Origin of the sequence: Shewanella sp. NKUCC05_KAH (assembly GCF_019345585.1) — a bacterium.
Lineage (GTDB): Bacteria > Pseudomonadota > Gammaproteobacteria > Enterobacterales > Shewanellaceae > Shewanella > Shewanella oncorhynchi.
The window spans coordinates 80467-95453 of the sequence record NZ_JAHKQZ010000022.1 but is presented as its reverse complement, the minus strand read 5'-3'; the positions used below and the strand labels follow the sequence as shown (position 1 = coordinate 95453).

12 protein-coding genes are annotated in these 14987 nt (G+C 47.3%); 10 read left to right on the top strand and 2 right to left on the bottom strand.

The features are described from left to right. Nucleotides 1–708: 708 nt before the first annotated feature. Both KO533_RS18535 and KO533_RS18530 read right to left on the bottom strand, forming a co-directional pair. Nucleotides 709–1614: a helix-turn-helix transcriptional regulator gene (locus KO533_RS18535; protein WP_006083558.1), complete on the bottom strand. Its 906-nt coding sequence runs from the start codon at nt 1612–1614 to the stop codon at nt 709–711. 69 nt (nt 1615–1683) lie between these two features. Beyond that, nucleotides 1684–2556 (bottom strand): formate dehydrogenase accessory sulfurtransferase FdhD, encoded by an 873-nt coding sequence (locus tag KO533_RS18530; RefSeq protein WP_113940335.1) that lies wholly within the window; start codon nt 2554–2556, stop codon nt 1684–1686. A gap of 337 nt (nt 2557–2893) precedes the next feature. On the opposite strand from KO533_RS18530, the gene KO533_RS18525 reads away from it, so the two are divergent. From KO533_RS18525 to KO533_RS18480, 10 genes are all read left to right on the top strand, one after another. Next, entirely contained in the window at nt 2894–3358 is a 465-nt protein-coding gene (locus KO533_RS18525; protein WP_105250549.1) for a DUF3305 domain-containing protein, read from the top strand. Further along, nucleotides 3358–4035, top strand: coding sequence for a DUF3306 domain-containing protein (locus KO533_RS18520; RefSeq protein ID WP_219255549.1), 678 nt, complete (start codon nt 3358–3360; stop codon nt 4033–4035). Before KO533_RS18525 ends, KO533_RS18520 begins: the two co-directional genes overlap by 1 nt. A gap of 189 nt (nt 4036–4224) precedes the next feature. Continuing rightward, a complete protein-coding gene (locus KO533_RS18515) occupies nt 4225–5886 on the top strand; it encodes a 4Fe-4S binding protein (RefSeq protein ID WP_219255554.1) in 1662 nt (553 codons plus the stop codon). A gap of 10 nt (nt 5887–5896) precedes the next feature. Further along, nucleotides 5897–6574 carry a molecular chaperone TorD family protein gene (locus KO533_RS18510; RefSeq protein ID WP_105250552.1) on the top strand — a complete coding sequence of 226 codons (678 nt, stop codon included), beginning with the start codon at nt 5897–5899 and terminating at the stop codon, nt 6572–6574. Between the two features lie 177 nt (nt 6575–6751). Further along, nucleotides 6752–6943 carry a twin-arginine translocation signal domain-containing protein gene (locus KO533_RS18505; protein ID WP_113940320.1) on the top strand — a complete coding sequence of 64 codons (192 nt, stop codon included), beginning with the start codon at nt 6752–6754 and terminating at the stop codon, nt 6941–6943. Between the two features lie 24 nt (nt 6944–6967). Next, a complete protein-coding gene (locus KO533_RS18500) occupies nt 6968–9820 on the top strand; it encodes a formate dehydrogenase subunit alpha (protein ID WP_105250554.1) in 2853 nt (950 codons plus the stop codon). A 26-nt stretch (nt 9821–9846) separates the two neighbouring features. Further along, the gene (gene fdh3B / locus KO533_RS18495; RefSeq protein WP_006083566.1) at nt 9847–10443 is read left to right on the top strand and encodes a formate dehydrogenase FDH3 subunit beta; all 597 of its coding nucleotides are present in this window, start codon (nt 9847–9849) and stop codon (nt 10441–10443) included. A gap of 49 nt (nt 10444–10492) precedes the next feature. Beyond that, complete coding sequence (locus tag KO533_RS18490) at nt 10493–11521, top strand: formate dehydrogenase subunit gamma (protein ID WP_113940318.1); 1029 nt, start codon at nt 10493–10495, stop codon at nt 11519–11521. A 395-nt stretch (nt 11522–11916) separates the two neighbouring features. Continuing rightward, the gene (locus KO533_RS18485) at nt 11917–12117 is read left to right on the top strand and encodes a twin-arginine translocation signal domain-containing protein (RefSeq protein WP_105250556.1); all 201 of its coding nucleotides are present in this window, start codon (nt 11917–11919) and stop codon (nt 12115–12117) included. A gap of 17 nt (nt 12118–12134) precedes the next feature. After that, complete coding sequence (locus tag KO533_RS18480) at nt 12135–14987, top strand: molybdopterin-dependent oxidoreductase (protein ID WP_219255547.1); 2853 nt, start codon at nt 12135–12137, stop codon at nt 14985–14987.

Sequence of the window (14987 nt, the reverse complement as noted above, 5' to 3'; positions counted from 1 at the left end):
CCACACTGAGCGCCGAACGCTTCCAGTTGGCTAGGGCTGCGTATTCTACGCATTTCCCGTTTCGCGTCAAGGAGTATTTTACAACTTCTTGCTGCGCTTGAATTAAGTGCTCAAAAGCTAATCAATTCAACCTAACTCGTCAGCTGGCTTTCGCTGTCTGCCGTGTCAGTGGATGCGCATTATAGGGAGCAGGAGATTTTGCGCAACCCCTATTTTAAGGAAATTTGCAGTTAATTCTAATTATCTAATCTAGCCACAAGATACCCACTACTTACCCCCAAAGTTATCCACAAAATAGCGTTTTATCTGTAATTTGGCCCAATTGATTACCAGCGTACAGTATCAAGACAAAGGGATCATGAGCATGAATGCTATCAGATTTAAATGAAAATAACGGCTGCTTGAACCGGAATATCTCACCTCCACTTTTATATAGAGTCGTTAATGGGAGAATGACGGGGAACAACAGAAGAAGATGACACTCTGAGTGTATTTGGCGATAAAGATACTTTACCTATATATAGTAGTTGCCTCCCACCAACCCACCATAGAAAGTCGAAACGACGTAATCCGCAATAGAAAGAGGGTCTCTTTGATACTTATTCGTTAGTAGCTGACTACATTAGATATCAGCATGTAGTAGCAGTAATAAGTAGTTCAGAGACCATTCAACTCTATTCACCTTAATCCATTATCGAGTTGAGTGGATTAGCTCGCACTCCATAGCAGTTGTCCACAGTCTGTAAGATCATAGCCACCAAGTAGTGCCGCCATTTGCCTCGAGTGACCGCTCGCCAACATAGTAAAAAGTTGTTGAAGTTGACGACGGAAGTAAATGCTTTGCGGCATAACGAAATCGAAAGACTCTTTAATCAGCGGCACGAAACTTAAACCACTTTCCAAAGCCACAGATTGACAACCAAAACCAATATCGGCATCCCCCCTAGCGATATAACCCGCCAACTCGCGTTCACTATAGGCAGTTAGCACGACATTAAGTTGATCTAAGCGAGCACCTTGCTTTAACAACCAATGCTCTAAGTGCTGTTGGCTACCTGCGCCCCCCTGACGACTCACCCAACGCCAAGGCAAGTTCACGACTTTATCTTCTTCTTGGCATCTGTGGTGCATATCGGCACGCATGATCAACCCTTGCTGACGGGAGTAACCATGCACCATGATCCATTGCTGATGATTGTTATAACCTTTAAGTAAAGCTGGGTGGCGAATATTTCTATCCTCCATGCTACCCCAGTGTAAGGTGCACACATCGGCATAACCTTTAGCAAGCAACTCTAACCCTAAGCGTGAACCTGTTGCGCTGTAGCTTATCAACTCACGGCTACCAACTTGCGCCATCAAACGCGCCACCAGCATAGATAATAGTGGATCGTCACTACCAGTGATCAATAAACGGTCGGTCAGCATGCCACTGTGGCAAGAATCCATTACCCAACGGTCGATTAACACTTTCGGAAATAGCCATTTACCGGTGATTTTAGTGGCGGGGAGAATTCTGTCATTAGCCATGGCGTAGACTTTTTTCTCATTAAGATCTAAATACTCGGCCACTTGCTTCGCGCTCATGTAGACCAATTCACTGGCAGACGTCATCTTGTTTCCTTGTCTTATTCTTCGTTACTGCATGTAAGTTTTAGCATTACTGTCTTGGCTAACTTGGGGCTAAGGAGCCGTATTGGCATCAAACTGCAGATTTTCACTACCGTGGTACACCAAAAAGTGACGACCTTTGGCGCGGGCAATAATAGTAATACCCAACTGCTGCGCTAGTGCTAAGCCCATCTGAGTCACGCCACTGCGTGATAGCAAAATAGGGATCCCCATTTTGGCGACTTTAATCACCATTTCCGAAGTTAAGCGGCCAGTGGTATAAAATATCTTATTATCGCCGCGATCCTGAGTCAGCCACATATCCCCAGCCAAAGTATCTACGGCATTATGACGGCCAACATCCTCGACGAAAGCCATAATTTTATCGTCTTCGCACAAGCCACAACCGTGTACAGCACCCGCATTTTTATAGGTTTCATTATATTCGTTGATATTTTTCAATAAGCTATAAAGGGTGCTTTGCTTAAGACTTGGCGTTGGTAAATTGATGCCGTCTAAATCTTGCATAAAACTGCCATAAACCGTGCCTTGACCACAGCCTGATGTCACCGTTTTTTCGGAGAGTTTCTCATCCAGATCGGCGGTTTGTTCACGGGTAACCACGGCTGCAGAACTCACATCCCAATCGACAATAACCGAGTCCAATAGACTGACATCCGAAATAAAGCCTTGGTTCTTAAGATAACCTAACGCCAGTGACTCAGGTTTCGCCCCTAGGGTCATAAGTGTCACTATTGGTCGCCAGTTCAAATACACGGTAAGCGGACGTTCGCAGGCGACAAATTTATCCAACACTTCCCCGGCTTCATTCACTGCTTTTACAGCAATGGTTAGCGGTACTTCCACTTGAGTTCTCACAAAAGAACACTGATGCTGAGTTTTTTGAGAAGGATTGGCTGCCGCTATTTCGCTATCTGTGCTCATGTTGTTATCAGGAATAGTGATATTTTCAGAGATCATAATGTTACCGCTTAACGAGTCATGGCCAGAGCATAGCAATATTTATACCTAGACATAAAAATTGGGGTTAAATGCGTGATCTGCCGCAATGCTGATTTTTCATTAGCCCTTTTATGTCCCAAACAAAATCCTGTACTGGACAAAATGTCCAATTTATAGGGTGTTTTTGATGATCTAGCTCAAACTAATCCACTATGTTTACTGGCACCAATATTGCAGTGACCTTTTATCGCAATTTGTTGGTAAAACCGAACCGTTCACTCTACGGTTTGTCCATCAACACGGCTGAGACGGAGAGACAATGCAACATACAACTAGTGTTTGGCCTATGTACGTTTCACTCAAGAAAGTAGAGAAGCAAGTTGGCCGCTGGACCTCAGTACAATGGGAAATTGATCACCTACTTCCCGCCACCCATCAAGCCCCAGACGATGCAACCTTAGTGCTACTCGAACTGCACAAAGACGAACGCGCCAGCTATCGCCTCAATCTCGATTTAGATAACGCCATGCTGTATTTAGTATGTGATGAAACGGCCGATGGCACTTGGATACCGGCGGCATTATCGGCGGATCAGAATGTCGCGGCGGGTTGTCTTGAGGGCAATACCCCTGTCCTCAACTTATTGATGCCAAAAGCTATCGCTTGTTGGATTGAAGCCTTTATCACCCAATATGGTGAAGTCGAAATTGCCGCTCATCGCCGTAAACATGTCGATGGCCGTAATAATCAAGGCCCGAGTCACGATCCATTACGGAGGGACTAATGGCTGAATCCATACAAAAAACAGGCGGGCTACTGAGTCGCTGGAACCAACGGCGCGAACAAGTTGCAGCAGAGGAAGCGCGAGCTGACGGGGAAACCACACCTCTGGAGACCATCGTAGCCGAGCCCACTATGGCAGTTGAGCAGCTTCAACCCACAGAGTCAGCCTTTGAACCTAATACTGCAGAGCATGACGATCCTAATCGCATCCTCACTGCAGCGGATTTACCCAATCCCGACGAAATTGAAATAGGCGGCAGCTTTGCAAGTTTTATGGGCGCCAATGTTGACCCTGCGGCTAAATCTGCAGCGCTACGTGCACTGTGGAAACAACCGCATTTCAACGAGATAGATGGGCTTTTGGAATATGCACTCGATTACAGTAATCAACCGAAACTCAGTGCAGAAGTCTCAGCTGAATTGATGCAAAAAGTCTTCCGTTACATAGCCGAAGACAGCGAGACCTCGGATGAAGAATCAGCTGTTTTAGCCAAACAAACTGAAGAAAGCAATCCATCCACGAGTCTTGATGTAAGCGAAACAACAACTCATGAGACTAATGAAGTCGAAGTCGAATGGGCAGCTGAGCCGATAACGGACAATTTGGATGGGGAGACTGATGACCTACCCCAAAATGCACCAGAGCCCTTAGCTCAGGTACATACCCGAGTTGTTTAACGTCAGTTTAGCTAATTTTAATGTCCGTAACTTTGGTATGTGAATTGCTGTACTAAGATATAAAAAAGCTTAGATAAAAGCAGAAAAGGCAATGACTTACTTATTACCAGCCGCCTAAATCTGCCCAGATACAGTAAAACAAGAAACAGCCAAAGTACTGTTCAGGAACGCAATGTGAGCACTTATTTGATGACCAATCAAACCCAAGAAGCGTTAAAACAAGCGCGACAACAGGTATTAACGCAAACTCAGATGTTGCAGAATCTGATCCCGCCAACTGTCAGCTATACCACCGAAGGCAATGTTCTTATTATTGGCCCAGAAGATCTGGCTCGCCTTGCCGCGGACAAATTGTCCACTATGGCCCATAGGGTGATTTTAGCCAACGAAGCCATTACCAGCCAAGATGAAGCACACCTAGAACGTGTCATGGCAGCGGCAACTGATGTCGAAAGCTATTACAACAAACTCATTGGTGTAAAAGGCTTTTTAGGCCAATTTCAAGTCAGTGTTGAACATCAAGATGGTGCTGCCGAACTCAGTTTAGTGTCAATCCGTAAACCCCATTTCGATATCGTGCTCGATTTGAGCAGCGCAGCTTGTTTGAACTTAGAAATGCTGCCACCCGGCTATTTTTACGTAGGCCAAGACGCTGAAAAACTCGAAGATGCCCTTGCGCAAATTCCCGATCTCATCGGCCAATTTGATAAGCCGCGCTACGTCAAAATTAACCCAGATATCTGTGCCCACGACCGCAATGGCATCAATGGTTGTAATCGTTGCCTCAACTTCTGCCCAGCAGATGCGATCAGCAGTGTCGCAAAGAAAATTGAAATCGATCCATATCTTTGCCACGGCGCAGGCAGTTGTACCAGCGCTTGCCCAACGGGTGCTATCAGTTACGATTTACCTACGCCGCAAGCTTTGCATTCATACCTGAACAAAATTGTTAGTCGGTTCCGCGAGCAAGCACAAACCGCACCGGTGATTTTGTTCCACGATAATGCCGTCGGCGCCAACTTTATTAGTGACGATTTAGCAGGCGACATCCTCCCCGTTGCCCTCGAAGAAATTACCGTTGCTAGCGTAGATCATTGGTTGTCAGTACTCGCTTGGGGCGCGCGCCAAGTGCTGATCCTCAACACCGATGCAACAGCGCCAACCCTAACGCAAATGCTTAAAGGCGAACTTTCTTTAGCCAACAGTATTTTAGATGAGATGGGTCAGCCGCAACGTATCAGCCTCATCGACCCAAGCATGCTTGCCGATTTACATTCGATGCTCGATATCAGCTTAGATTGGCCCGTGATCGTGCCCGCCGCATTTGCGTCGACCACTAAACGCAATACGCTATTTGAAGCGATCGACCACCTCAATAGCCAAGCGGGTGAAATCGATACTTGCCTCAGCCTCAGCAATATTCCCTTTGGCAAAGTCAGTGTGAATGTCGAAAAGTGCACTATGTGTATGTCCTGCGTGGCAATTTGCCCAACCGTGGCATTACAAGATGGCGGCGACAAACCTGCACTACACTTCATCGAGCAAAACTGCGTGCAATGCGGCTTATGTGAGGCAGCGTGTCCTGAAAAGGTTATCAGCCTTACCCCGCAAATTAACTTTAATAAAGCTGCCCGTCAGCAACAACACACCCTGAAAGAAGAAGCCCCCTTCGAATGTATTCGCTGCGGCTCTCCTTTTGCGACCCAATCTATGGTGCATCGGATGCTGGATATGGTCGGCGCGCACAGCGCATTTTCTGCCAATATTGAACGCTTGAAAATGTGTGGCGACTGCCGGGTAAAAGACATGTTTGAAGACATTCTTCAAGATCCTGAAAAGCAACTGCGATAAGAGATCCGCTATGACCGAATCAGTAAGACAAGTTTCAGAAAACGATCAGTTGAGAGCCGATATCTATCAACTGTTAGCCGCCCTATTGCGCCGTCAGCCAAGCCCTGAACTGCTACACTTTTTGGCCAATCTTGAAATTGATGCCAATGAAGACAACGAGATGACTAAAGCTTGGTTATCACTCCAACTCGCCGCACAGCAGTTCAACAGCGCACAACTAGAAGACGAGTATTTTGCCCTATTCCTCGGTGTAGGTTGTGGTGAGATCCTGCCCTACGGCAGCTGGTTTATGACGGGCTCATTGATGGATAAACCACTGGCATTGCTACGCCAAGACTTAATGCAACTAGGGTTTGAACGCGAAGACAACGTCAAGGAACCCGAAGATCACGTTGCAGCACTGTGTGAAGTGATGGGAACCCTGATTTTAGAAGCGCCAAGTTATCGCCAATTGGCTTTTTTCCAACGCCATATTGGCAGTTGGATTGGCCGTTTTTGCGACAATTTAGCCAAAGCACCAAGTGCGGCGTTTTACGCCACGGTTGCACAGCTAGCAAAAGCTTTTTTTGCAATGGAAGCCAGTGCTTTTGAGCAATTAAGCTTAGATATTCCAGTCAATTGCCCGGGCAGCGCAGACTTACAGCCAGCCACCAGCGATTTAGCAAAACCAGTAGAGTTAATGAACTAAGACTAAACTGAGTGATAGCGCGGCATGTGCGTGCTAAATGTAAATGTTAGAGATGAGTTCAAACTGCGAAGGTGAGATTAATGTTCACCTTAGCAACAATAACGGAAGCTTAGGCTTCCACAATAACCGAGGTGGTAGCCGTTTGTACCACCTTATCCAGTAACACAAGGAGACACTATGAAGAAGCCAGCTTCCGACATGGGCCGTCGTCAATTGCTTAAAGCATTGGCACTCGGCAGTGCGGCAGGCGCAGTGGTCACTGTGAGTAGTCAAGCGTTAGCTTCGACAAAAACGGCAGCAACCACAGAGCCTAAAAGTGAGAACTACCGCGAAACCGACCATATTCGTAGCTATTATGCGTCGCTTTAAAACTAAAATAGAGGAGAGTGTGTGATGCGATTAACCCGCAAAACAGACCAGGTTGTCGAAACTAAAGCGCCAGCACTGGGTCTCAATCGTCGTCAATTCTTAAAATCGGCAAGTCTTGCCACAGGAGGGATCGCTGCGGCGTCCATGCTGGGCACAGGCATGATGCGTAAAGCACAGGCCCAAGAAGATATTGGCCATAATGTTCCCACCGAAGTCAAACGTACCATCTGTTCTCACTGTGCCGTAGGTTGTGGTGTGTATGCAGAAGTACAAAATGGTGTATGGACGGGTCAAGAACCCGCATTCGATCACCCGTTCAACGCTGGCGGTCACTGCGCGAAAGGTGCTGCACTGCGTGAACATGGTCACGGCGAAAAACGCCTGAAATACCCCATGAAGTTAGAAGGCGGAAAATGGAAAAAGATCTCTTGGGATCAAGCGATTAATGAAGTCGGCGATAAAATGGCTTCAATTCGTCAAGAGTCAGGCCCAGATTCAGTCTACTTTATGGGTAGCGCTAAGTTCTCTAACGAACAAGCTTATTTATATCGCAAATTTGCGGCACTGTGGGGTACGAACAACGTCGACCATTCTGCCCGTATTTGTCACTCTACCACGGTAGCCGGTGTTGCTAACACTTGGGGCTACGGTGCGCAAACCAACTCAATCAACGATATTCGCAACTCTAAGTGCATCATGTTTATTGGGGCAAACCCCAGTGAAGCGCATCCTGTTGCCATGCAGCATATTTTGATTGGTAAAGAACGCGGTGCCAAAATCATCGTTGTTGATCCACGTTTCACCCGTACTGCAGCGAAATCTGACGAGTACGTGCATATCCGTCCTGGCACAGACATCCCCTTCATTTATGGCCTGTTATGGCACATATTTGAAAACGGCTGGGAAGATAAAGAGTTTATCAAACACCGTGTCTATGGCATGGATCGTATCCGCGAAGAAGTGAAAAAATACCCCCCAGAAGAAGTTGAACTGGTTGCGGGTGTACCAAAAGCGCAGATGTACCGCGTCGCCAAAATGATGGCTGAAACCAAACCCGGCACCATTATTTGGTGTATGGGTGGCACTCAGCACCACGTGGGTAACTCGAACACCCGTTCATACTGCATGTTACAACTCGCTTTAGGCAACATGGGTGTACCTGGCGGCGGCACTAACATTTTCCGTGGCCATGATAACGTGCAAGGCGCAACCGACTTTGGTTTGTTATTTGATAACTTACCGGGTTACTACGGTTTAACGACTGGCGCTTGGGCCCATTGGAATAATGTGTGGGATCTCGACCCTAATTGGGTAGCGAGCCGTTTCGATCAAGGCGAATATCTAGGACAAAAACCGCAAACTTCTGCGGGTATTCCTTGTTCGCGCTGGCACGATGGCGTGTTAGAAGATAAAACCAAGATAGCGCAAAAAGACAATATTCGTCTGGCGTTCTTCTGGGGACAATCGGTCAACACTGAAACCCGTGGCCGTGAAGTGCGTGAAGCCTTAAACAAAATGGACACCGTCGTCGTTGTCGATCCATTCCCAACCATGGCGGGTGTTATGCACCAACGTCAAGATGGGGTTTATTTACTTCCTGCGGCAACCCAGTTTGAAACCTACGGTTCAATCTCTGCGACTAACCGCTCAGTACAATGGCGTTCTAAGGTCATAGAACCCTTGTTCGAATCCCTGCCTGATCATGTGATCATGTACAAACTCGCCAAAAAAGTGGGTATAGATAAAGAGCTATTCAAGCATATTAAAGTCAATGGTGAAGAGCCTTTGATTGAAGATATCACCCGCGAATTTAACACAGGTATGTGGACTATCGGTTATACCGGACAAAGCCCAGAGCGTTTAAAAATGCACCAAGAAAACTGGGGTACTTTTGATGCTGACAGCCTAGAAGCCCCCGGCGGTCCTGCCAAAGGCGAAACCTACGGCTTACCTTGGCCATGTTGGGGCACACCAGAGATGAAACATCCTGGTACCCAAATTCTGTATAACGAAGCCAAACATGTGAAAGACGGTGGCGGTAACTTCCGTGCTCGCTATGGTGTGGAACATGAAGGCAATAATATTCTTGCCGAAGGTACTTACTCTAAAGGCAGTGAGATCCAAGATGGCTATCCTGAATTTACCGCCGATATGCTTAAGCAATTAGGTTGGTGGGATGACCTGACCGAAAACGAGAAAAAACACGCCGAAGGCAAAAACTGGAAAACTGACATTTCCGGCGGTATCCAACGTGTTGCTATCAAGCACGGCTGTATCCCTTACGGTAACGCTAAAGCTCGTTGTATTGTATGGACATTCCCAGACGATATTCCACGCCACCGCGAACCACTTTACACGCCTCGTCGTGACTTAGTCGCTAAATACCCCACCTACGAAGATCGTATGGTTGCACGTTTACCGACACTGTATAAGTCAATTCAAGACAAGGATTTTGCTAAAGACTTCCCATTGGCACTCACATCAGGCCGCCTAGTGGAATATGAAGGTGGTGGTGAAGAATCCCGTTCTAACCCTTGGTTAGCTGAACTACAACAAGAAATGTTCATCGAAATGAACCCTGCAGATGCAGCGGATCGTGGTATTCGTGACGGTGACAATGTTTTTGTTCATGGTCCAGAAGGCGCCAAAATCACGGTTAAGGCTATGGTGACACCGCGCGTTATTGCCGGTGAATGTTTTATGCCATACCACTTTGCTGGGGTGTTTGAAGGCGAAAGCCTAGCGAAAAACTATCCAGAAGGCACTGTGCCTTACGTGATAGGCGAATCTGCAAACACCATTTTAACTTATGGCTACGACGTTGTGACTCAGATGCAAGAAACTAAGTCCAGCCTATGCCAAATCAGCAAAGCCTAACCTACTTGATGAGGAGATAAGCCATTATGGCAGTCATGAAATTTCTGTGTGACACCAAGCGCTGCATCGAGTGTAACGGTTGCGTCACTGCATGTAAGAACGAAAACGACTCCGCTCTCGAGTGGGGAATTCAACGTCGCCGCGTGGTGACGATCAACGATGGTCTACCTGGCGAAGCCTCAATTTCAGTGGCTTGTATGCACTGTACTGACGCTCCCTGCATGGCCGTATGTCCGGCAGATTGTTTCTACCGTACCGAAGACGGCATAGTGCTACACAACAAAGATACTTGTATCGGTTGTGGTTATTGCTTCTATGCTTGTCCATTTGGTGCACCGCAATTCCCGAAAAAGACTGCCTTTGGTAGTCGTGGCAAGATGGACAAGTGTACTTTCTGTGCCGGTGGCCCAGAAGAAACCTTCTCCGAAGCTGAGCGTAAAAAATACGGTGCCAACCGTATTGCTGAGGGCAAGTTACCTATGTGTGCTGAGCTTTGTTCTACTAAAGCGCTGCTCGCAGGTGATGCGGAAGTGGTATCAAACATTTACCGTCAACGTATGGCCTCTCGAGGCAATCCTAACGTGATTTGGGGTTACAACCCCAAGACAGGTGAGATTAACTAAGCAGAGCGAGGGTTAGGGAGAAATCCCTAACCTCTGGCAAGGAGTGAAAATGTTAAACAAACAGTTAAACAAATCACTGCGCAGTCTGTTTGCTCTGTTGGTGCTCGTCATGGGATTGGGATTAGGTTCAGTCATGAGCTCAAACCCAGTACACGCAAGTGATCAGCAATCGAGTCAACAACAGGCGAAAGCGCAAACCAGCGATGCCGATCTTTGGCGAGCAGTAAAAGCAGGCGATGCCGGCTATACCACTGCCAAAGGGATAGATACTGGGGTGTTGATTAACGTTGCCGGTAACCAAGGTAAAGAACTGAGAAATGAATACTTAACCCCAGTCATGGCGCTAGCCGTGGTAGGTGTGTTTGGTGCTTTCTTATTATTTTATCTGGTGAATGGTCCATCAAAACTGAGTCATGGCTTTTCAGGCAAGATGGTTTCGCGCTGGTCAAAGGCGGATCTGTGGATCCATTGGATCATGGCTAGCAGCTGTCTGGCACTGATGTTTACCGGTCTAACCATAATGTTAGGTAAGCATGTCATACAGCCAATGTTAGGCCCCGACCTTTGGGCGCCATTGATCTATGGCAGCAAAACAATCCACGATTGGGCAGGTCCCATTTTTATCGCGGCTTGGGCTGTATGTGTGGTGAAATGGATGCCGTTACAAACCTTCAAGATGTATGATTTGAAATGGTTTTTAGTGGTAGGTGGTTATATCAACTTTGGCCCGTTCAAAGGTAAGCACCCTGACAGTGGTTTCGCTAACGCCGGTGAAAAAATGTGGTTCTGGACCCTGATGTTGTTTGGTTTATTCATCAGCGTATCTGGCATCATGTTGGTATTGCCAGGCTTGGATTTACCCCGCGAAGCCTCTATGGGCGCGCTGCTGATCCACTCTATCAGCGCCATTATCTTGATTGCCTTTACTATAGTGCATATTTGGATGGCGACCGTACTGAGCGAAGGCGGTATGGAGTGTATGAAGTCAGGCTATTGTGATGAAAACTGGGCAATCCAGCACCATAATCTCTGGTATGACGAAATCAAGGCCAACGGCAGCTTAAAGTATAAAGACTAAGTTAAACCGCAGCTTTTACATCCTCAAAACACCCCGCATCGCGGGGTGTTTTTTATTCGCACTGATACCCATCGCATTAATTCAAAGCACAAAAAATTAACAACTGAAACAGCGAGATACAAAAATCCGCCAACGCCCTCTTCCCTAGTAGTTCACTAAACTATGAGCGAGTTAACGCTTTAAGAGAACGGCCGCCGATTTCAGGGCTGCAAACTGTCCTAGATCAATTCCTACTCAACCCTTTCCTACTATATTGCCGTCACGCGCGATGATTGATGGTAAACAAGATGATTTCATTATCTTTTCCGTCGCTAATCTTCACTTTTTGATAACAAGATGAACCCCACAAAAAGCCGTGCGATCTCAAAAACTAAACCCTAATTTCAGGAGTCAGCATGAAGCAGCAACCCAGCGATTTATCTCGCCGATCTTTGCTCAAAGCGCTCACCGTCGGCAGCGTAGCGGGTGCCGCCATTGCCGCAACCGGCATGAGCGTGGCACAGGTCAGCGAGAGCAGCAAGGTAACCACTAAAGAGTCAAAGGGTTACCACGAAACTGCGCATATCAGCAGCTATTACGATAGCTTGCGCAGCTAATCTAGGAGAAGTCAGCGATGAAGTTAACTCGCAAGTCCAATGTTGCCACAGTGGCAGACAAACCGGCGTTAGGCATCAGCCGTCGTCAATTTATAAAGCACGCAGGTATCGCCACAGGTGGTATTGCCGCAGCATCTCTGATGGGCACAGGCATGATGCGTCGTGTCGAAGCCAAAGAAGTGCCGCATGATGCGCCAATCGAAATCAAACGTACTATTTGTAGTGCCTGCGCCGTCGGTTGTGGCCTGTATGCCGAAGTACAAAATGGTGTGTGGACGGGCCAAGAACCCGCATTCGACCACCCATTCAACGCTGGTGGTCACTGCGCGAAAGGTGCTGCACTGCGTGAGCATGGTCATGGTGAAAAACGCCTGAAATATCCAATGAAATTGGTTGATGGCAAGTGGAAAAAAATCTCTTGGGAAGATGCTATTAACGAAGTGGGCGACCAAATGCTCAACATTCGTAAAGAATCTGGCCCAGACTCAGTGTACTTCATGGGTAGCGCTAAGTTTTCTAACGAAGGTTGTTACATGTACCGCAAGTTGGCGGCTATGTGGGGCACAAACAACGTCGACCATTCAGCTCGTATTTGTCACTCTACCACGGTAGCCGGTGTTGCTAACACTTGGGGCTACGGTGCGCAAACTAACTCTTTCAACGATATCCAGAATGCTCATGCCATCTTCCTGATCGGGGCAAACCCAGCAGAAGCGCATCCCGTTTCGATGCAACATATTCTGATCGCTAAAGAAAGAAACAACGCCAAAATCATCGTCGTTGACCCACGTTTCTCTCGCACTGCAGCGCATTCAGACTTGCATTGTGCAATTCGCCCAGGCACTGATATTCCTTTTATTTACGGTATGTTATGGCACATTTTTGAAAATGGTTGGGAAGATAAAACCTTTATCAAGCACCGCGTTTTCGAGATGGAAAGTATCCGTGCTGAAGTAAAGAAGTTCCCACCTAAAGAAGTCGAAAACATCACTGGTGTGAGCGAAGCCGAGGTTTATCAAGCGGCTAAATTAATGGCTGATAACCGTCCTGGCACTGTGATTTGGTGTATGGGTGGAACTCAACACCACGTTGGTAATGCCAACACTCGCGCTTATTGTATTCTGCAATTAGCACTGGGCAACATGGGCGTTTCAGGCGGCGGCACTAACATTTTCCGTGGCCACGATAACGTACAAGGCGCAACTGACTTAGGTTTGTTATTTGATAACTTACCCGGTTACTACGGTTTGACCTCAGCAGCATGGAGTCACTGGACCCATGTTTGGGATCTGGACATGGCATGGGTGAAAGGTCGTTTCGATCAAACAGCCTACCTTGGCAAAGATCCAATGACGACACCGGGTATACCTTGTTCTCGTTGGCACGATGGTGTGTTAGAAGATAAGAGCAAGTTAGCACAGAAAGATAATATCCGTATGGCGTTTTTCTGGGGACAATCTGTCAACACTGAAACCCGTCAACGTGAAGTGCGTGATGCCTTAGACAAGATGGATACAGTCGTCGTTGTCGACCCATTCCCAACGATGGCAGGTGTTATGCACCGTCGTAAGAATGGCGTATATCTGCTGCCTGCGGCAACTCAGTTTGAGACTCACGGTTCAGTATCTAACTCAGGCCGTTCTATCCAGTGGCGTGAGAAAGTCATCGAACCACTGTTCGAGTCTAAAACCGACATCGAAATCATGTACCGTTTAGCCCAAAAACTGGGTATTGCCGAGCAGTACACTAAACGCATCGCGATTGAAAATGGTTTACCTGTGATTGAAGAAATCACCCGTGAAATCAACCGCGGTATGTGGACTATCGGTATGACAGGTCAAAGCCCTGAGCGTATCAAGTTACACACCCAAAACTGGGGCACTTTCAGCAACAAGACGTTGGAAGCCGCAGGCGGCCCAGCTAAAGGCGAAACCTACGGTTTACCTTGGCCATGTTGGGGAACGCCAGAGGCTAAACACCCTGGCACTCAAATCCTCTATAACCAAGCCAAACACGTTAAAGACGGCGGTGGTAACTTCCGCGCCCGTTACGGTGTTGAATATAAAGGTCAAAGCATTTTAGCCGATGGCACTTATTCTAAAGGCGCTGAAATTCAAGACGGTTACCCTGAATTTACTGCCGATATGCTCAAACAATTGGGTTGGTGGGATGATCTGACGGCGGAAGAAAAAGCGGAAGCCGAAGGTAAAAACTGGAAAACAGATTTGTCAGGCGGCATAGTGCGCGTGGCGATCAAGCACGGTTGTATCCCCTTTGGTAATGCTAAAGCTCGTTGTATTGTTTGGACTTTCCCTGACCAAGTCCCTGTGCACCGTGAACCGTTATACACAACACGTCGTGACTTAGTGGCGAAATACCCAACCTATGACGACATGCAAGTACACCGTCTCCCTACGCTGTATAAGTCTATCCAAGACAAAGACATGAGCGGCAAGTACCCGCTGGTACTGACATCGGGTCGTCTGGTTGAATACGAAGGTGGTGGTGAAGAATCTCGCTCCAACCCTTGGCTGGCTGAACTTCAACAGGAAATGTTCGTTGAGATAAGCCCTGCCGACGCTGCCGATCGCGGCATTCGTAACGGTGAAGACGTCTGGTTAGAAGGCGCCGAAGGTGGCCGTATTAAGGTACAAGCCATGGTTACCCCAAGGGTAAAACCCGGTGTTACCTTTATGCCATATCACTTTGCGGGTGTGATGCACGGAGAAAGTTTAGCGCCTAATTATCCAGAGGGAACAGTGCCTTACGTTATTGGTGAATCTTGTAACACTGCGCTGACCTATGGTTATGACCCTGTGACACAAATGCAGGAAACCAAGGCATCACTCTGTCAGATTGTTAAAGCGTAA